Genomic DNA, 17999 nt, shown 5'->3' with positions numbered 1-17999 from the left:
AAGACGTGCATGGTGAGTACAAGGTGCCCGGCGGCAAGCTCGTCGTGGCTGACCTCGAGGTTCTTGACGACACGGTCCTGCGGGCGCAGATCAGCGGGGACTTCTTCCTCGAACCCGACGACGCGCTGCAGCGAATCAATGCCGCGATCGCCGGTACGCCGACCGATCTGCCCGCCGCGCAGGTCGCGGCGCGGATCAAGGCGGTGCTCGGTGACGGGGTCGAGATGCTCGGGTTCTCGCCCGAGGCGGTCGCGGTCGCCGTACGGCGTGCGCTGACCGGCGCGACCGGCTGGCACGACCACCCGTGGGAGTTCGTGCACGACGTACCGCGCGAGCCCGCGCTGCAGATGGCCCTCGACGAGGTGCTGACCGAGCAGGTCGGGTCGGGCGAGCGCCCGCCGACGCTGCGGGTCTGGGAGTGGGCGTCGAACGCGGTGATCATCGGCAGCTTCCAGTCCCTGCGTAACGAGGTCGATCTGGACGGCGCGGCCGAGCACGACGTGACCGTCGTACGCCGGATCAGTGGCGGCGGCGCGATGTTCGTCGAGCCCGGCAACACGATCACGTACTCGCTCTACGTCCCCGAGTCGCTGGTCTCCGGCCTGTCGTACGTCGACTCGTACGCGTTCCTCGACGACTGGGTGATCGGCGCGCTCAACGACCTCGGCATCGCGGCGACGTACCAGCCGATCAACGACATCACCTCACCCGCCGGCAAGATCGCGGGCGCGGCGCAGAAGCGGTTCGCCGGCGGCGCCGTGCTGCACCACGTGACGATGGCCTACGACATGGACGCCGCGAAGATGGTGCAGGTCCTGCGGATCGGCCGCGAGAAGCTGTCCGACAAGGGCACGAAGAGCGCCGCCAAGCGCGTCGACCCGCTGCGCAGCCAGACCGGCCTGGAGCGCGCCGACGTGATCGACCGCATGGTCGCGTCCTTCCGCGGCCGCTACGGCCTGGCCGCCGGCGAGATCTCCGAGGAGACCGTCGCCGAGGCCGAGGAGCGGGTCGTCAAGAAGTTCGGCACCGAGGAATGGCTCAGGCAGGTCCCATAACGCTCAGGCAGGTCCCATAACGACGGCGTTCCCACTGACGCGCACCCGGTTGTCGCCGTCGCGCAACTCGACCTCGATCCGGCTCGGCCGGCCGAGGTCGTCGCCCTGCCGGAGCTGCACCGTGACCGGCGGCTGCACGAGCCCGAGCTCACGCAGGTAGGCCCCGAAGGCCGCAGCCGCCGCACCGGTCGCCGGGTCCTCGACGACTCCACCGACCGGGAACGGGTCGCGCACGTGGAACACCGTCGCCGACTCGCGCCACACGAGCTGCAGCGTGGTCAGGTCGCGTTCCAGCATGTACGCCCGCAGCCGGTCGAAGTCGTAGTCCAGGTCCGCCAGCCGCTGCCGCGTCGACGCCGCCAGCACCAGGTGCCGCGCGCCCGCGAAGGCGACGTACGGCGGAAGCTCCGGATCCAGCTCGTCGGCCTTCCAGCCGAGGATGTCCAGCGCGTCAGCGACGTCGCCCACCTCCTCGACGTACGGCTCGACGCTCGTCAGCGTCGCGCGCAGCCCGTCCGGGCCCTGCTGAACCACCACGGGAACCAGTCCGGCCGCCGTCGAGAACGTCAGCTCACCGGGACCGACTCGCTCGGCGACAGCGACGGCAGTTGCGACCGTCGCATGCCCGCAGAACGGCACCTCCGCCTGCGGCGAGAAGTACCGGATCGGCACGACGCCGTCCGCACCTTCCAGCCCCTGGGTGAGGAACGCACTCTCCGAGTACCCGACCTCCGCGGCGATCGCCTGCATCGCCGCGTCGGTCAGCCCGCCGGCATCGAGTACGACGCCGGCGGGGTTGCCACCGGCCGGATCAGTGGTGAACGCGGTGTAGCGCAAGACGGTCATGGAGCCATTGTGGCTCGATAACTGCGCCAGCCGCCGTGGTGGGTGATCTCGCGCGCGGGGTCGGCGACGTCCGCCGTACCGACGAACCCGAGGACCTGCCGGCCGTCGGCGAGAGCGATCGGACCGATCGCCAGCGGGGGAGCGATCGTGGTGAGGAAGTCCGCCAACGCAGCCGGCGGCAGGCTCCAGACCTCCACCTCGATCCCGGGACCGTCGCCCGGGGGCAGCGTGCGGGTCAGACCTGGCCGAGGGCCATCCACCAGGAACATCCTGTAGCCGCCTGCTGTCCGGCCCTCGAACGCGAGCCGGGCGCCCCGCCGTACGAGCTCGTGGTTGAGCGGCTCACCGGTCAAGTGCGCGCCGGCCACAGCGAGCAAGATCTCATCGCACCACCTGGACGCCAGGTCGATGACGAGGTCGTCGTGCCCGGCCGGAGCCAGCAGCTGTACGCCGAACGGCAGGCCATCGGATCGAGCCGGACCAGGAAAGGCGACCGCGCACAGGTCCAGCAGGTTCACCATGTTCGTGAACCGGCCCATCCGGCTGTTCACGCCGATCGGATCGGCGGCGACCTCGGCCAGCGTCGGATGCGACTCCGTCACCGGCAGCAGCAGCGCATCGATCCCGGCCCACAGCGGCTCGGACTGCCGACGCAGTTCAGCCAGCCGATCGAACCCGGCGAACGTCTCCGACGCGGTCAGCTCGGCACCGCGCCGAACGATCGACCGCACGGTCGGATCCACCGCCGGGTCGTCGTCGAGCTTGTCGCCGAACGCGAGCCAGCGCTCGGCCAGCCACGGCCCGGAGTACAGCAGGTCGGCCGTCTCGAGCAGCACACTCACCTCCACCGGTACGACGACGCCCACCTCCGCCGCCCGGTCGAGCGCCTCCGCCCAAGCCTTCTCGTGCAGCGGATCCAGCCCCAGCGGCCGATCCGGTACGCCGATCCGCGGCACGCCGCTCAGCGCACCGACCCGAGGCAAGTCGCGCGAGTAGGGATCGGCCGCGTCGAAGCCCACCATCACCTCGAACGCCCGCCGAGCCGTGGCGACCGTGCGCGCGAAGACCGTGACGCAGTCCAGCGACCGGCAGGCCGGAATCACCCCGGACGTCGACACCAGCCCCTTGCTCGGCTTGATCCCGACGATCCCGTTGAAGGCCGCCGGCACCCGGCCGCTGCCGGCCGTGTCCGTCCCGAGCGCGAAGTCGACCTCCCCGGACGCCACCGCGACAGCGCTGCCCGCGCTCGAACCACCGGAGATGTGCAGCGACGAGAAGACCGAGTGGCAAGGCCCGTACGGCGACCGCGTGCCCACGAGCCCGGTCGCGTACTGATCCAGATTCGTCTTCCCCAACGGCACAGCGCCCGCCTCGACCAGCCGCTCGACGACGAACGCGTTCTCTGCCGCGGGCGTGGCGTTCCGCGGATCGCCGCCCGTGGTCGGTACGCCGGCCAGATCGATGTTGTCCTTGAGCGCCATCGTCAGCCCGTGCAGCGGCCCGGGCTGCGGCTCGACCGCCGGAACGCGCGTGATCCAGACCGTCATGCGCCCCACCTCGCCCGCTCGGCGTCGAACGCGGCGCGCCTCTTCGCGCGCAGGGTGACGATGTCCATCGGTGCCTCCTGTTCGATGCGGCGGACGTCCGCGATCGAGAACGTCGCGGGTCTCACCTCGAGATCGGCCCGGCCGGCCTTGATGTCGGCCCGTTGCCGGGCGAGCTCCTCGGGACTGACGGGGGTGAAGCGGATCCGGTCGAACTGCCGCAGCAGCCACGGCTGCTCGTCGCGCTCCGACAGCCGCCAGACCGGCACGGTCCGGCCGACGAGTTGGTAGCCGCCCGGCCCTTCCATGCCGTAGACGCACAGGTAGATCCCGCCGATGCCGACGGCGTTCTGCGGCGTCCAGGTCCGGGCCGGGTTGTACTTGGTGGTGACGAGCCGGTGCCGCGGATCGATCGGTACGGCGACCGGCGCGCCGAGGTAGACGTCGCCCAGACCGACCACCAGATAGGTGGCCGCGGCAACGATGTCGAACACCTCGCTCCGCTCGTCCAGGTCGTTGACCCGGCGGATGAACTCGACGTTGTCCGGGCACCACGGCGCGTCCGGCCGGACCGAGGTCTGGTAGCGCCGCATCGCCTCGTGCGCGAGTGGATGGTCGAACGCGATCGGCAGGATCACCTCGCGCGCGGGCAGGATCACGGCCGTCGGATCAGCGAGCCCGTCGGCGAGGACCGCGAGCAGCTTCGCCAGTTCGGTGAGACCGAGCCGGGCCGAGTCGACCGACACCAGCACCGACCGGACCCCTTCGACGATCTCGACCACGCCGTCGGGAAGGTCCGCGCGCAACGCCTGGGCGAGCAGATGGATCCATACCCGCACGGTCAGGTCCAGCTCGGTCGGGCCTGCCTCGACCAGCAGGTGCCGGTCTCCGGACCGTCTGATCGTGTACGCCGGTGCGCTGCCCGCGGCCTCAGCCCGATGCAGCTCAGCCGGCCGTTCCGGCCCACAACCGACAGGCTCAGTCCTGGTCGGCTCCTGCCGCAGATCGGCAAGCCACGTACGCCGTACGCGCATCGCCTCCGCGGCCTCATCAGGTGACACGGGCCGCAGCCGTACGGCGTCGCCCGGCCGCAGCTGCCCGAGCATCCAGCGGTCCGCCTCGATCACCACCGCCGGTACGACGAACCCGCCGAGCGACGGACCGTCCTTGCCGACGATCACCGGGGTGTCGCCGGACAGCATGATGCCGCCGACCGGGTACGCCGAGTCGTGCAGGTTGGACGGGTGCAGGCCCGCCTCGCCGCCGTCCTCGCGGGACCACCCCGGCGTCGGTCCGACCAGCCGGACGCCGGTGCGATCGGACCGGTGATCGACCGTCCAGCCGGCGGCGAAGAACTCCTCGACCCCCTCGTCGGTCAGGTGGTCGGGCGCGCCGTGCGGACCGGGAACGACCCGCAGCGTCCAGTCGGTGGTCAGCCGGGGGAGCGTGATCGTTGCCGGAGACAACAGATTCTCCGTCCGGCCCAGGGGGATCGTGTCGCCTGTCTGGAGGGGCCGTCCGTCCAGCCCGCCGAAGCCGCCGAGGGTGAAGGTGGACCGGCTGCCGAGCACCCGCGGTACGTCGAGACCGCCCGCGATCGCGACGTACCCGCGCATGCCGGGGCCGTCGAGCGGGCCGACGTCGAGGGTCGCGCCGGCGGGCAGCATCACGACCAGACCGGGTCGCAGCCTCCACCCGTCGATGGTGGCCTGGGTGGCCGCGCCGCCGACGCAGACCAGCCGATCCTCGTCGGCTGTCAGTGTCGGCCCGGCGACGACGCACTCCAGGCCGGCCGCGTTCTCGGGGTTGCCAACGGCCGCGTTCAGCAGCGCGAATGTGAGTTCGTCAACCGCGCCCGAGGGCGGTACGCCGACGTCCCACAGCCCTTGGCGGCCGGCCAGGTCCTGGATCGTGGTCTGCATGCCCGGCGCGATGACGGTAATCACTGCCACCACCCGAGTAGCTGGATCGGCGTCGGGTTCCAGCCGTTGCACGGGTTGTTGACCTGCGGGCAGTTGCTGATCAGGACGAGCAGGTCGCGGGACGCGGTCAGCTCGACGTACTTGCCCGGGGCGGACAGGCCGTCGTCGAACTTCAGGGAGCCGTCGGGCTCGACGGGGACGTTCATGAAGAAGTTGAGGTTGTGGCCGAGCTGCCGCTGCCCGACGCCGGCCGGTGCGCCGTACCGGAGGAAGGTCTGGCGGCAGGCGTGCTGGTGGCGCGTCTGCTCGCCGTACCGGATGACGTTGCTCTCCTGCGAGCAGGCGCCGCCGATGGTGTCGTGCCGGCCGCAGGTGTCGTCGGTGATCACCGCGAGTTCGTCCAGCCGCGTCGAGAGGAGGCGGGAGCCGGTGGTGAGGAAGACTGCGCGCTGCTCGCGCACGGTGTCGAACGCGGAGTACCGGTTGTCGACGTCGTGCGCGTCGTAGAGCAAGGTGTCGACGGCCTGGTTGCCGTGCAGGTCGACGATGCGGAGCCGGCCGCCTTGCGGGACAGGGATCAGCGCACCGTCGCCGGCGGGGACGACGGTGTCGAGCGTGGGCGTCATACCAGCGTCCTCCGCGACATCTCCAGCGCGCGAGCTGCCTCGTCGCGCTGTGGTTGATGGACTTCGGTTGCTAATGACACTTCGATGCGAACGGCTGCGGGATTCTGGTCGGACAGCGGGTGCGGCGCGGTCGAGACGACCACGAGCACGTCCTGCTCGGTGCGAAGGTCGACGGTGTCGCCGGCTGTCGCGTGGCCGGGGGCGTAGGACAATGCGGCCCGGTCGTCGATGGCGACCTTGGAGAAGAAGTTGATGCTGCCGTGCAGGTCGGCCTCGCCGAGACCGTGCTTGGCGAGTTCGTTGAGCAGGTTCGGGTCGCGGTGGAAGCCGGTGAGTGCGTCGTGCCAGTCGAGGCTCGACGCTGTCACGGATGCGAGGGCGAGTCCGCGGTCGGACATCAGGACCATCGGCGGCCGGATGCGGGCCGACAGCTGGGCCTTCAAGGTGTCGGGGACGTTGAGCCGGTCGAGCCGGTCCGGGCCGAACAGCAGCATTGTGGCGTTCGCGTCGGCGGCGAGGGCGGTCAGCCTGATCAGTCGACCGGCGCGGACGGGGAAGGACCAGACTGCGTCGGCGGGGATCTCGTGCTGGTAGCTCATGCGGTCACCGCCGCGACCTGGGTGATCGACCGGTGATAGCTCGTGCGCTGGTACCGGTAGGCCAGTACGCCGCCGACCGCGGTCGCTGCGAGGACGATCAGTGGGAGGTAGTGCAGATACCAGCCCTCGCCGGCCGGGTCATACACCTCCGATCGCGGCCAGCCGAGGTTGATCGCCATCGCGAGGCCGTAGACCACCGCGACGACGTTGATCGGAAGGCCCAACCGGCCCAGGGAGAAGAGCTTCCGGCCGTCCTCGTCGACGCCGTCCGGGAGCGGATTCCCCTTGAGACGCTGGAGGAGCAGCGGACCGGTCACCAGCAGGTAGGCGATGTAGAGCAGCGTGATGCAGACGCTGGCCAGGCCGAGGAACAGGCCCGCGTTCCCGACGTTGACCACCAGACAGATGGCCGCTCCGACACCCGGTACGACGGTCGCGAGCACCGGCGTACCGGTGCGGTCGGAGACGCGGCGCAGCTGGTTCGAGAACGGCAGCACGTTGTCGCGGGCCATCGAGAAGATCATCCGGGCCGCGGCGGTCTGGATCGCGAGCGTGCAAACGCAGACTGCGAAGGCGACGTCGAGCAGGAGGAGCTTGCCGGTCGTCGTACCGAGGCTGCTGGTGAGCACGTACGGCAGTCCGCCGAGGGCCAGTTCGCCGTCGGTGACCGACGGCGCGGCCATCAGCGCGGCGACGATCAGGAACGCACCACCGAGGCCGGACGCCAGGACCGCGCGGATGATCGTGCGCGGCGTGGTGGCACGCGGTTTGTGGGTCTCCTCGGAGAGCTCTCCGGCACTGTCGAAACCGACCAGCACGTATGCCGCCATCAGCGCGGAGATCAGCAGCGGTACGACGTACCCGGTGCTGTTGTCGAGGTTGGTGGTGTGCAGCACGACCTGGGGACCGCGCTCGGCGTGGCCGATCAGCAGGATGACGAGCAGCACGACGCCGATCAGCTCGCAGGTGACGCCGACCGAGTTGACGATCGCGGTCACGCGGACGCTGATGGCGTTGAGGGTGGTGGTCACGACGAGCAGCAGACAGCCCAGCAGTACGGCGTTGGCCGCGCCGTCGCGAGAGGCGAGCGACGGGTCGGTGCCGATCAGCTGGAAGCCGGTCCAGACCGCCGGAAGCACCACCTGCAAGGCGATCGCGGCTGCCGCGACGGTGACGATCTGCGCGATCACCATCGTCCAGCCCGCGAACCAGCCGACCACTGCTCCGCCGAGCCGACGCGACCACTGGTAAATGGCGCCGGACAGCGGATAGCGCGCGGCCAGCTCGGCGAAGCACAGCGCCACGGTGAGCTGCCCGACGAGCACGGCCGGCCAGGTCCAGAAGAACGCCGTACCGCCGAACCCGAAGCCCAGGCCGAACAGCTGGAACACCGTGGTCAGGATCGACACGAAGGAGAAGCCGGCCGCGAACGACGCGTACCGCCCGACCCGCCGGTGCAGCTGCTGCTCGTAGCCGAAGCCACCGAGCTCGGCCGCGCTGTCCACCTGGGGGCGATCAAGGGTTGCTGACATCCGCGCCTCCCGACGAGTCGGCCCGGAAAACCGCACGGCAACCCGGGCCATCAAGGCCTCCCGGGCTTTTGTCCCGCCGTGGAACGGATCCGGCGCTGCGGCCGGTCCCGTCTCCCCTCTCGGACCAGTCCTCCCGTCACCGGAAGCGGAACCCTAGGGGCGCCCCGCCGTGGTCGGCGGGTCTTCTCCAGTTCAGGGCCTGCGTGTTTCGTCTCCCGACGCCCGCCGTAACACGTCTGTGAACACAACCTCACACCCGTCGCCGAAACCGGCGAGCTCCTGTGAAGCCGCCTGCCAGGCTGCGGTCATCAACGGGTCACGTTCCGGACATGCGGGACCACTACAAGTTGCTGGTCACCTGAACGAGGGAGTCGTCGTCATCATCAGCGAGCCGCTCCGGGTCGTCGTGGTCGCAGAGTCCTACCCGCCCATGGTCAACGGCGTCGCCCACACGGCCCTCCGGGTCACCGAGCACCTGGTACGCCGTGGCCACCGCCCGCTGGTCGTGGCGCCGGCCGCGCCACCGCAGTACGGGCGACCCAAGGACGAGGTCTGCCCGGTCGTCCGCATCCCGGCCGTGTCCTGGCCCGGCTATCCGTCGGTGCGGCTGGCGCTGCCGAGCCGCGAGGTGTCGACGGCGATCACCGCGCACCGGCCGGACGTCGTACACCTGTCCAGTCCGGTGCTGCTGGGCGCCCGGGCGATGACAGCTGCCCGGCGCCGGGACCTGCCGACGTTGGCGGTCTACGAGACCGACATGGCGGCGTACTCGAACGCCTACCTGCGCGGACTGCCTGGTGGACCGTCGGTGGCGTGGCGGCGGCTCCGGGCGGTGCATGCGGCGGCTGACCGGACGCTGGCGTTGTCAACGGCATCCAAGTTGAGCCTGGAAGCGCAGGGCATTCCCAGGGTCCACATCTGCCCGCACGGCGTGGACTCCGTCCGCTTTCACCCGGCCCACCGGGACGACGAGCTGCGGCGGACGCTGGCGTCGAACGGTGAGGTGCTGGTCGGGTACGTCGGGCGGCTGGCGCCGGAGAAGCACGTCCATTTGCTCAGGGCAACCTGTGACCTGCCGGGTGTCCGGGTGGTGATCGTCGGGGACGGTCCGACCGGTCGGCAGCTCCGAAACGCCTTGCCGAGCGCGGTGTTCCTCGGCCGGCGTACGGGTGCGGACCTGGCGAGCATCTACGCGTCGCTGGACGTCTTCGCGCACACCGGTCCGTTCGAGACGTTCGGACTCACCGTGCAGGAGGCGATGGCCAGCGGTCTGCCCGTGGTCGCTCCCGCCGCCGGCGGCCCGCTGGACCTGGTCGACCACGGCCGCACGGGCTACCTGGTGCCGCCACTCGACCAGTACGCCGTACGCGATGCTGTGCGGACCCTGGTCTCATCACCTGACCTACGCGCTGAGTTCGGCCAGGCCGCTCGGGCTACTGCTGTCACCCGCACTTGGGAGGCGGCAGGCGACGTCATCCTCGGCCACTATGCAGCCATCCTGAAAACACGCGGTGTCGTCCAGAAAACACGAAAGGCCCGGGTGGAAACCCAGGCCTTCGGTTACTGATTCTGCGCCCCCGGCAGGATTCGAACCTGCGCACCCGCCTCCGGAGGGCGGTGCTCTATCCCCTGAGCTACGGGGGCTCAGGAACGAGCAGAACAGTAGCAGGTGATGCCGCCAGGTCCCGAATCGGGCAGGGCCCGGTGAGTCACCGAGGAGGGGGCCCGGGTGACCCTGAACGGTCCCTGGCTCCACCGCGCGGCGGGATCTCCCCGGGCCGGGCGGACGTCATAGTGGACGTAATCCCCGAACAGCCGAAAGGAAACTCGACCTCATGGCCTCCACCACCCTGGTTCGTCCGACCCGCGGTCGCTGGCTCGCCGGCGTGTGCGCCGGCCTCGCGCGCCGCTTCGGCACCACGCCGAACACCATGCGCCTGATCTTCGTGATCAGCTGCATCCTGCCCGGCCCCCAGTTCCTGATCTACATCGTGCTGTGGTTCCTGATGCCGGCGGAGGACAAGGCCTGACCTCCCGCACGACCCCACGGACCGGCGTGAAACCCTGCTCCCCATGAGAGCAGGCCGCCGGGTGTTCGCCGCCGTCGTACTGGCGGTCCTCCCGGTGGTGGTGACCGCCTGCCAGGTCGGCCCGGCTCCGCCCGGCCCGGCCGAGTCCCGGGAGGGACCGCCGCCGTGGGACGCGCCGCGCGACGCGGTCTCCTACATCGACCAGGCCGGGATGGAACGGCTGCCGCTCGATTTCAGCGGCCCGATGCCGTACACGGTGAACCTCGCGCTCACCCTCGACGGCAAGCCGGTGAAGATCCCGGCCGGGATCGGCGTCGACCGGGTCCGCGCCGAGCAGGCCGCCGTCCACACCCACACCGACGACGGCCTGGTCTACGTCGAGGCCAAGACCAAGGCCGAGCGGCCGACGCTGCGCCAGTTCTTCCAGCTCTGGGGCGTCCGGTACGACGCCAAGTGCGTCGGCGACGTCTGCGGAACGGTCACCGTCGAGCTGAACGGCCGGCCGGCCGCGTGGGACACGAAACTGGTCCGGCAGAGCAAGATCCAGGTCACCGCGACACGGTAGGTCCGCCAGGTGGAACGCGGGCCGGCAGGAAAGTGGCAGACTGCGGCCGGTGACCCGCCCCTTACGCTTGGCTGAGCGCATGCGAACCAGTACGCCCCTGGCCGCCGCCGTCCTGGCGGTCAGCCTCACTGCCGCCTGTGGCGGCGGGAGTGACAACAGCGCGAACCCGCCCGGTACGCCGGGCACGCCGCCGCCCGAGGAGACCTCCGCCGCTCCGTCGTCCGCGACCCCGACCGGCCCGTACGCCAAGGACGGGTTCGACTACCCGGCCTGCAAGGACGGCACCTGCGAGATCTACGTCCGCACCGGCACCCGTGTCCCGATGAAGACGAGCGTGGCGGGCTTCGGCACGCTCGTGGTGAGCAAGGCGACCTCCAGCGGCGTCGACTTCACCGGCGCGAGCCCCGACGCGGCCGGCAGCATCGGCCAGCAACCCGGCTACCGGGCCCGGATCGGCAAGCTCGACGTCGTCACGGTCACCGTCAACCAGCGTCACCCGGCCGGCAACGGCGTGGAGACGCTCGCCATCCTGCGCCTGAGCCCCGCCTGACCTGTGGTGCGGGACACGCCTGGGGTGGCGAAGGGTCCCGGCCTGTGGATGGCGAAGGTGGAGGCTGGCACGCTGGCCATTAGGCTGAGCGGGTGACTCCGGAACAGCTCGCTGAGAAGATCCTGCAGGCCCTGACCGCGCTCGTCGACGACGGCACCATCACTGTCGACGGCGGGTTGCCGGGCGAGCTGAAGGTCGAGCGCCCCAAGAACCCCGAGCACGGGGACTACGCCACCAACGTCGCGATGCAGCTGGGCAAGCGCTCGGGGATGAACCCGCGCGCCTTCGCCGAGCTGCTGGCCGCCAAGCTGGGCAGCGACGAGGCGATCACCGCCGTCGAGATCGCCGGGCCGGGCTTCATCAACATCCGGGTCGCGGCCGATGCCCAGGGCAAGATCGCGCAGTCGATCCTCGACGCCGGGCCGTCGTACGGCGGAAGTGACAGCCTCGAGGGCCAGGCGATCAACCTCGAGTTCATCTCCGCCAACCCGACCGGCCCGCTGCATCTCGGGCACACCCGCTGGGCCGCCGTCGGCGACGCGCTGGCCCGGGTGCTGACCAAGGCCGGCGCGGTGGTCACCCGCGAGTTCTACGTCAACGACCGCGGCGCCCAGATGGACAAGTTCGGCGCCTCGCTGAAGGCCGCCGCGCACGGTCAGCCGATCCCCGAGGACGGCTACCACGGGGAGTACATCGGCGAGCTCGCGCAGCGGATCGTCGACGAGATCCCCTCGATCATGATGATCCCGGACGCCGAGCAGAGCGTCGCCTTCCGCGAGGCCGGGTACGAGCGGCAGCTCAAGGAGCAGCAGGACCAGCTCGAGCACTTCCGGACCAAGTTCGACGTCTGGTACTCCGAGCGCAGCCTGCACGAGCAGGACGGCGTCGGCCACGCGATCGAGAAGCTCCGCGCCCAGGGCCACCTGTACGACGACGACGGCGCGCTGTGGATGCGGACGACCGACTTCACCGACGACAAGGACCGGGTGCTGATCCGGTCCAACGGCGAACCGACGTACTTCGCCTCCGACGCGGCGTACTACGTGAACAAGCGCGACCGCGGGTTCGAGGTCGCGATCTACCTGCTCGGCGCCGACCACCACGGGTACGTGAACCGCCTGAAGGCGATCGCGGCCTGCGCCGGCGACGACCCCGAGCACAACATCGAGATCCTGATCGGCCAGCTGGTGAAGATCCTCAAGAACGGCGAGGAGATGAAGCTGTCCAAGCGGGCCGGCACCATCGTCACGCTGGCCGAGCTGGTCGAGGAGGGCGGCGTCGACCCCCTGCGGTACACGCTGTGCCGCTACCCGGTCGACTCGCCGCTGACGCTGGACATCGAGGAGATGACCCGGCAGGTCAGCGAGAACCCGGTCTACTACGTGCAGTACGCGCACGCCCGGTTGGCCTCGATCCTGCGCAACGCCGACGATCTGGGCATCAAGCTGGACGAGTTCGACCCGGGCCTGCTCAGCCACGAGCGCGAGGGCGACCTGCTGCGCGCACTGGCCGAGTTCCCGCGGATCGTCGCGACGGCGGCCGAGCTGCGCGAGCCGCACCGGGTCGCCCGCTACCTGGAGGACACGGCGTCCGCCTTCCACAAGTTCTACGACAGCTGCCGGGTGCTCCCGCGCGGCGACGAGGAGGTGGAGCCGGTGCACAAGGCTCGCCTGACCCTGGTCGGTGCGACCAGGACCGTGCTCGCCAACGGGTTGGACCTGCTCGGCGTCTCCGCTCCGGAGCGGATGTGAGGGCGCACGAGGCGGGCACGCTGCACGCCGACATCGGGCACAAGGCACCGCCCTGGCTGCGGGCGCCTCGCGACGTCAACGACCTGGTCCCGGCCCTGTGGTCCGGCACGGCGAAGAAGACCGCCGAAGGGTCGCTGGTCGTCGGCGGTGTCGACCTCCGCGACCTGGTTGCCGAGCACGGTAGCCCGGCGTACGTGCTGGACGAGGACGACTTCCGCAGCCGGGCGCGTGCCTTCAAGACCGCGTTCAAGGACATGGACGTCTACTACGCCGGCAAGGCCTTTCTCTGTACGACGGTCGTCCGCTGGGTGATGGAGGAGGGGCTCAACCTCGACATCTGCAGCGGCGGCGAGCTCGCGGTCGCGCTGCGCGCCGGCGCCGACCCGAAGCGGCTCGGCTTCCACGGCAACAACAAGTCCGTGCAGGAGCTGACCCGTGCGCTGGAGGCCGGGGTCGGCCGGATCATCGTCGACTCGCTGTTCGAGATCGACCGCCTGGTCGAGCTGGCCGCCGAGCGTGGCCTGGTCGCGCCGGTGATGGTCCGGGTCACGGCCGGCGTCGAGGCGCACACCCACGAGTACATCGCGACCGCGCACGAGGACCAGAAGTTCGGCTTCTCGATCACCTCCGGCGCGGCCTTCGAAGCCGTTGCCAAGGTCAACGAAGCCGCCGAGCTGCAGCTGCTCGGCCTGCACTCGCACATCGGCTCGCAGATCTTCGACACGTCCGGGTTCGAGCTGGCCGCCAAGCGCCTGATCGCCTTGCACGCAAGGGTTTCCGACGAGCTGGGCGTGGACATGCCCGAGCTCGACCTGGGTGGCGGCTTCGGCATCGCCTACACCACGCAGGACGACCCGGCCGATCCTGCACAGCTGGCGACCGAGATGACCAAGATCGTCGAGCACGAGTGCCGGGCGTACGAGGTCGAGGTGCCGCGCATCTCGATCGAGCCCGGCCGCGCGATCGTCGGCCCGGCGGTCTGCACGGTGTACTCGGTCGGCACGGTCAAGGAGGTCGCGCTGGACGCCGGCGCCTCCCGGACGTACGTGTCGGTCGACGGCGGGATGAGCGACAACATCCGCACCGCGCTGTACGACGCGGACTACTCCTGCACCCTGGTGAACCGGTACTCCGCCGCCACCCCGACGCTCGCGCGCGTGGTCGGCAAGCACTGCGAGTCCGGCGACATCCTGGTGAAGGACGAGTTCCTGCCCTCCGACGTCGGCCCGGGCGACCTCGTCGCCGTACCAGGCACGGGCGCGTACTGCCGCTCGATGGCGAGCAACTACAACCACGTTCCGCGGCCACCGGTGATCGCGGTCAAGGACGGGCAGACCCGCGTCGTCGTCCGGCGTGAGACCGAGGACGACCTGCTGCTGCTGGACATGGGGGCCGAATGAGCCGGACAGGTAAACCACTGAAGGTCGCGCTGCTGGGCTGCGGCGTCGTCGGCACCGAGGTCGTTCGCATCCTGACGACGCGCGCCGACGACCTCGCCGCGCGGGTCGGTGCTCCGCTGGAGATCGCGGGCATCGCCGTACGGCGTGGTGGGCGCGAGCGGGACATCGCCGTCGACCCGTCGCTGATCACCACGGACGCGCAGGCGCTGGTCAGCCGCGGCGACCTGGACCTGGTGATCGAGGTGATCGGCGGGCTGGAACCGGCCCGCGGACTGATCCTGACCGCGCTCGAGCACGGCGCCTCGGTCGTCACGGCGAACAAGGCGCTCCTGGCCGAGGACGGGCCGACGCTGTTCGCCGCCGCCGAGAAGTACGAGCGCGACCTGTACTTCGAGGCCGCCGTGGCCGGCGCGATCCCGATCCTGCGGCCGCTGCGCGAGTCGCTGGCCGGTGACGACGTGACCCGGGTGATGGGCATCGTCAACGGCACGACGAACTACATCCTGGACAAGATGGACTCCACCGGCGCCGGGTTCGACGAGGCGCTGGCCGAGGCCCAGGCGCTCGGGTACGCCGAGGCCGACCCGACCGCCGACATCGAGGGCTTCGACGCGGCCGCGAAGGCCGCGCTGCTGGCCAGCCTGGCCTTCCACACCCGGGTCTCGATCGCCGACGTGCACCGCGAGGGCATCACCGAGGTGTCCGCGACCGACATCGCCTCGGCCCGCGAGATGGGCTGCGTGGTGAAGTCGCTGGCGATCTGCGAGCTGGACGAGGTGACCGACTCGGTCAGCGCCCGCGTCTACCCGGCGATGATCCCGCTGAACCACCCGCTGGCCTCGGTCCGGGACGCCTACAACGCCGTTTTCGTGGAATCCAAAGCAGCCGGGCAGCTGATGTTCTATGGTCGTGGTGCCGGCGGCGCCCCGACGGCCAGTGCTGTCCTCGGGGATCTGGTGTCCGCCGCGCGCAACCGGCTCAAGGGAGTGCCGGGGGTCGGCGAGTCGTCGTACACCCAGCGAGCCGTCCGGCCGATGGGCGACGCGATGACCCGCTACCACGTGTCGCTGGACGTGGCCGACAAGGCCGGCGTACTGGCGGCGGTGGCCCACGCGTTCTCCGAGCACGACGTGTCGATCCAGACCGTCCGCCAGGAGGGCCGGGGCGGTGACGCGCAGCTCGTCGTGGTCACCCACACCGCCACCGACGCAGCGCTCTCGGCCACCGTGGAGACCCTGCGCGACATGGACATCGTTCGTGAAGTCAGCAGTGTGATGCGGGTAGAAGGAGACTAGCCATGGCGCACCAGTGGCGAGGCGTGATCGAGGAATACCGCGACCGGCTCCCGGTCTCGACGGACACTCCGGTGGTCACGCTCGGCGAAGGCGGTACGCCGCTGGTGGCCGCGCAATGGCTGTCCGAGCAGACCAACTGCGAGGTCTGGCTCAAGGTCGAGGGCAACAACCCGACCGGCTCGTTCAAGGACCGCGGCATGACCGTCGCGATCTCGCTGGCCGCGCAGGCCGGCGACAAGGCCGTCGTCTGCGCCTCGACCGGGAACACCTCGGCCTCGGCCGCGGCGTACGCGGTGCGGGCCGGGCTGATCCCGCTGGTGCTGATTCCGGCCGGTCGGATCGCGCAGGGCAAGCTCGCGCAGGCGATCGTGCACGGCGCGCAACTGGTGCAGGTCGACGGCGGGTTCGACGACTGCCTGCGGATCGTGCGCGAGCTGGGCAAGCACTACCCGGTCGCCTTGGTGAACTCGGTGAACCCGGTCCGCCTGGAAGGGCAGAAGACCGCCGCGTTCGAGGTGGTCGACGCGCTGGGTGACGCGCCGGACCTGCACGTGCTTCCGGTCGGGAACGCGGGCAACATCGCGGCGTACTGGAAGGGGTACGGCGAGTACGCCAAGGACAAGGTGTCGTCGCGGCGGCCGCGGATGTGGGGCTTCCAGGCTGAAGGTGCGGCGCCGATCGTGAACGGCGCGATCGTCGAGAAGCCGGACACCCTGGCGACCGCGATCCGCGTCGGCAACCCGGCGTCCTGGACCCTGGCCGAGAACGCCCGCGACGAGTCCGGCGGCCTGATCGAGGCCGTGACGGACGACCAGATCCTCGCCGCCCAACGAGAACTCGCCGCCCGCGAAGGCGTTTTCGTCGAGCCCGCGTCAGCCGCCGGAGTAGCCGGCCTCCTGAAGCTGAAGGCCGCCGGCCGAGTAGACGGCGGCCAGACGATCGTCATCACCGTCACTGGCCACGGCCTGAAGGACATCGACACTGCGTTGTCCTCGGCCCCGCCCGCAGAAGCAGTAGTAACCCCCGCCGACACCGACGCGGTAGCCCAAGTTGCCGGACTGGTCTGAGTTGGAGACGACACCGGCTGACCCTCCTCTCCCCACCGATCCCCGGCCCGCAGGGCCGGGGGAGGTGCGGGTTCGGGTGCCGGCGACGAGTGCCAACCTTGGGCCGGGCTTTGATGCCTTTGGGCTTGCGCTTGGTCTGTATGACGAGCTGACGGTGATCCCTGGAGGCTCTGGGGTTTCTGTAGAAGTGAGCGGTGCTGGGGCTGGGGAGGTTGCTCTGGACGAGTCGCATCTGGTGGTGCGGGCGGTTCGGGCTGGGCTGGAGGCCCTTGGGGTTTCGGTGCCTGGGTTCTTGCTCAAGTGTGAGAACCGGGTGCCTCATGGGCGCGGGCTGGGATCTTCGTCGGCGGCGATCGTCGGGGGGATTGCGGCGGCGTACGGGCTGGCGGGGGTGGAGCTCGATCGGGAGCACATCGTCGCGTTGGCCAACGAGCTCGAGGGACATCCGGACAACGTGGCGGCGGCTGCGTTGGGTGGGTTCACGACGGCTTGGGTCGACGGTGGCGTCGGCCGGGCGGTGCGGAACGATCCGGTCGCGGAGTTGCGGGCGACCGTCTACGTCCCCGAGGTCAAAGTGCTGACGAAGCAAGCACGTGGCCTGCTTCCGGACGTCGTACCGCACGCGGATGCCGCGGCGAACGCCGGACGGGCCGCGTTGCTGGTGACCGCGATCACGTCGCGGCCTGCTTTGCTGATGACCGCGACCGAAGATCGTCTCCACCAGGAGTACAGAGAACCGGTGATGCCGGAGACTCTCGCGCTCGTGCACAAGCTGCGGGGGAGCGGCTTGGCGGCAGTGGTAAGCGGAGCCGGTCCGACCGTTTTGGTGCTGGATGCCCTTTCGGGCAAGGAGATCGCGGCACTTCCTGCCGCGCCGGACGGCTGGACGCGGCACGACCTGGCGATCGATCCAGCCGGCGTACAGGTCTGGTCCGGCGCGGAGAGCACCGGAAGCACTCGCGCCCGGTTCGACGGCAAGACGCTCTAGTTCGCCCAGGGCGGAATGATCAGGACCGGACACGCGTTGTACCCCACGAGGCAGCAGAAGGACCCTCTGTGGTGCTAGTCTCGACTCACCCGATCCCCTCCAGGTGATCGGTGACTCTCGCCGCTTCCGGGCTGTGTTCCCGGCACCCAGGTGTCCGTGGCGATCTCCCAGTAGATGACCTGCGCCGCCTGCGCCGGAGAATTTCGGGGGACCGGATCCAGCGAGAACC

16 protein-coding genes, 1 tRNA gene and 1 riboswitch are annotated in these 17999 nt (G+C 70.1%); of the genes, 10 read left to right on the top strand and 7 right to left on the bottom strand.

Going from position 1 to position 17999, the window contains the following annotated elements; genetic code table 11:
* Positions 1-5 precede the first annotated feature (5 nt).
* On the top strand, positions 6-1055 hold the full coding sequence (locus ACYVIO_RS37275; protein WP_460655702.1) for a lipoate--protein ligase family protein: 1050 nt from the start codon (positions 6-8) through the stop codon (positions 1053-1055).
* Between the two features lie 3 nt (positions 1056-1058).
* Here ACYVIO_RS37275 and ACYVIO_RS37270 read toward each other — a convergent pair whose 3' ends face one another.
* Genes ACYVIO_RS37270 through ACYVIO_RS37245 form a run of 6 tightly spaced genes read right to left on the bottom strand, consistent with a single transcriptional unit; the run spans position 1059 to position 8124 of the window.
* Positions 1059-1901 (bottom strand): PhzF family phenazine biosynthesis protein, encoded by an 843-nt coding sequence (locus ACYVIO_RS37270; RefSeq protein ID WP_460655701.1) that lies wholly within the window; start codon positions 1899-1901, stop codon positions 1059-1061.
* Positions 1898-3448 carry an allophanate hydrolase gene (locus tag ACYVIO_RS37265; protein WP_460655700.1) on the bottom strand — a complete coding sequence of 517 codons (1551 nt, stop codon included), beginning with the start codon at positions 3446-3448 and terminating at the stop codon, positions 1898-1900. The genes ACYVIO_RS37270 and ACYVIO_RS37265 overlap by 4 nt, the downstream gene beginning before the upstream one ends.
* Positions 3445-5391, bottom strand: a complete 1947-nt coding sequence (locus ACYVIO_RS37260; protein WP_460655699.1) for a 5-oxoprolinase/urea amidolyase family protein — start codon at positions 5389-5391, stop codon at positions 3445-3447. Before ACYVIO_RS37260 ends, ACYVIO_RS37265 begins: the two co-directional genes overlap by 4 nt.
* A complete protein-coding gene (locus ACYVIO_RS37255) occupies positions 5388-5993 on the bottom strand; it encodes an urea amidolyase associated protein UAAP2 (RefSeq protein WP_460655698.1) in 606 nt (201 codons plus the stop codon). The genes ACYVIO_RS37260 and ACYVIO_RS37255 overlap by 4 nt, the downstream gene beginning before the upstream one ends.
* Entirely contained in the window at positions 5990-6592 is a 603-nt protein-coding gene (locus tag ACYVIO_RS37250) for a DUF1989 domain-containing protein (protein ID WP_460655697.1), read from the bottom strand. Before ACYVIO_RS37250 ends, ACYVIO_RS37255 begins: the two co-directional genes overlap by 4 nt.
* Positions 6589-8124: an amino acid permease gene (locus tag ACYVIO_RS37245; RefSeq protein ID WP_460655696.1), complete on the bottom strand. Its 1536-nt coding sequence runs from the start codon at positions 8122-8124 to the stop codon at positions 6589-6591. The genes ACYVIO_RS37250 and ACYVIO_RS37245 overlap by 4 nt, the downstream gene beginning before the upstream one ends.
* Before the next feature lie 55 nt (positions 8125-8179).
* Positions 8180-8292, bottom strand: a riboswitch (guanidine-I (ykkC/yxkD leader).
* Positions 8293-8554: 262 nt separating this feature from the next.
* Between ACYVIO_RS37245 and ACYVIO_RS37240 the strand changes: the two genes are divergently transcribed.
* A complete protein-coding gene (locus tag ACYVIO_RS37240) occupies positions 8555-9691 on the top strand; it encodes a glycosyltransferase family 4 protein (RefSeq protein ID WP_460655695.1) in 1137 nt (378 codons plus the stop codon).
* Positions 9692-9696: 5 nt separating this feature from the next.
* Here the strand turns inward: ACYVIO_RS37240 and ACYVIO_RS37235 are convergent.
* Positions 9697-9768, bottom strand: a tRNA-Arg gene (locus tag ACYVIO_RS37235).
* 191 nt (positions 9769-9959) lie between these two features.
* Here ACYVIO_RS37235 and ACYVIO_RS37230 point away from each other — a divergent pair.
* The 8 genes from ACYVIO_RS37230 (at position 9960) to thrB (ending at position 17770) form a co-directional block, all read left to right on the top strand.
* Positions 9960-10154 (top strand): PspC domain-containing protein, encoded by a 195-nt coding sequence (locus tag ACYVIO_RS37230; protein WP_460655694.1) that lies wholly within the window; start codon positions 9960-9962, stop codon positions 10152-10154.
* A 43-nt stretch (positions 10155-10197) separates the two neighbouring features.
* Positions 10198-10719 carry a hypothetical protein gene (locus ACYVIO_RS37225; RefSeq protein ID WP_460655693.1) on the top strand — a complete coding sequence of 174 codons (522 nt, stop codon included), beginning with the start codon at positions 10198-10200 and terminating at the stop codon, positions 10717-10719.
* A gap of 79 nt (positions 10720-10798) precedes the next feature.
* On the top strand, positions 10799-11269 hold the full coding sequence (locus ACYVIO_RS37220) for a hypothetical protein (RefSeq protein WP_460655692.1): 471 nt from the start codon (positions 10799-10801) through the stop codon (positions 11267-11269).
* A gap of 92 nt (positions 11270-11361) precedes the next feature.
* The gene (gene argS / locus ACYVIO_RS37215) at positions 11362-13020 is read left to right on the top strand and encodes an arginine--tRNA ligase (RefSeq protein ID WP_460655691.1); all 1659 of its coding nucleotides are present in this window, start codon (positions 11362-11364) and stop codon (positions 13018-13020) included.
* A complete protein-coding gene (lysA, locus tag ACYVIO_RS37210) occupies positions 13017-14420 on the top strand; it encodes a diaminopimelate decarboxylase (protein ID WP_460655690.1) in 1404 nt (467 codons plus the stop codon). Before argS ends, lysA begins: the two co-directional genes overlap by 4 nt.
* Positions 14417-15715, top strand: coding sequence for a homoserine dehydrogenase (locus tag ACYVIO_RS37205; RefSeq protein ID WP_460655689.1), 1299 nt, complete (start codon positions 14417-14419; stop codon positions 15713-15715). Before lysA ends, ACYVIO_RS37205 begins: the two co-directional genes overlap by 4 nt.
* A 2-nt stretch (positions 15716-15717) precedes the next feature.
* The gene (gene thrC, locus ACYVIO_RS37200; RefSeq protein WP_460655688.1) at positions 15718-16782 is read left to right on the top strand and encodes a threonine synthase; all 1065 of its coding nucleotides are present in this window, start codon (positions 15718-15720) and stop codon (positions 16780-16782) included.
* A 64-nt stretch (positions 16783-16846) separates the two neighbouring features.
* Positions 16847-17770 (top strand): homoserine kinase, encoded by a 924-nt coding sequence (gene thrB, locus ACYVIO_RS37195; RefSeq protein ID WP_460655687.1) that lies wholly within the window; start codon positions 16847-16849, stop codon positions 17768-17770.
* Positions 17771-17999: the final 229 nt, after the last annotated feature.

It is taken from the genome of Kribbella endophytica (assembly GCF_054781295.1).
Note: the sequence above shows the minus strand (reverse complement) of the source record. Positions and strands in the feature narration are given on the sequence as shown.

Bases quoted from the DNA above. Each gene is read 5' to 3' on its own strand.
- ACYVIO_RS37245 (WP_460655696.1), bottom strand. From the start codon at position 8,124: ATGTCAGCAACCCTTGATCGCCCCCAGGTGGACAGCGCGGCCGAGCTC.
- ACYVIO_RS37255 (WP_460655698.1), bottom strand. From the start codon at position 5,993: ATGACGCCCACGCTCGACACCGTCGTCCCCGCCGGCGACGGTGCGCTG.
- ACYVIO_RS37270 (WP_460655701.1), bottom strand. From the start codon at position 1,901: ATGACCGTCTTGCGCTACACCGCGTTCACCACTGATCCGGCCGGTGGC.
- ACYVIO_RS37250 (WP_460655697.1), bottom strand. From the start codon at position 6,592: ATGAGCTACCAGCACGAGATCCCCGCCGACGCAGTCTGGTCCTTCCCC.
- ACYVIO_RS37230 (WP_460655694.1), top strand. From the start codon at position 9,960: ATGGCCTCCACCACCCTGGTTCGTCCGACCCGCGGTCGCTGGCTCGCC.
- ACYVIO_RS37240 (WP_460655695.1), top strand. From the start codon at position 8,555: ATGGTCAACGGCGTCGCCCACACGGCCCTCCGGGTCACCGAGCACCTG.
- ACYVIO_RS37205 (WP_460655689.1), top strand. From the start codon at position 14,417: ATGAGCCGGACAGGTAAACCACTGAAGGTCGCGCTGCTGGGCTGCGGC.
- ACYVIO_RS37265 (WP_460655700.1), bottom strand. From the start codon at position 3,448: ATGACGGTCTGGATCACGCGCGTTCCGGCGGTCGAGCCGCAGCCCGGG.
- ACYVIO_RS37225 (WP_460655693.1), top strand. From the start codon at position 10,198: ATGAGAGCAGGCCGCCGGGTGTTCGCCGCCGTCGTACTGGCGGTCCTC.
- thrC (WP_460655688.1), top strand. From the start codon at position 15,718: ATGGCGCACCAGTGGCGAGGCGTGATCGAGGAATACCGCGACCGGCTC.
- ACYVIO_RS37220 (WP_460655692.1), top strand. From the start codon at position 10,799: ATGCGAACCAGTACGCCCCTGGCCGCCGCCGTCCTGGCGGTCAGCCTC.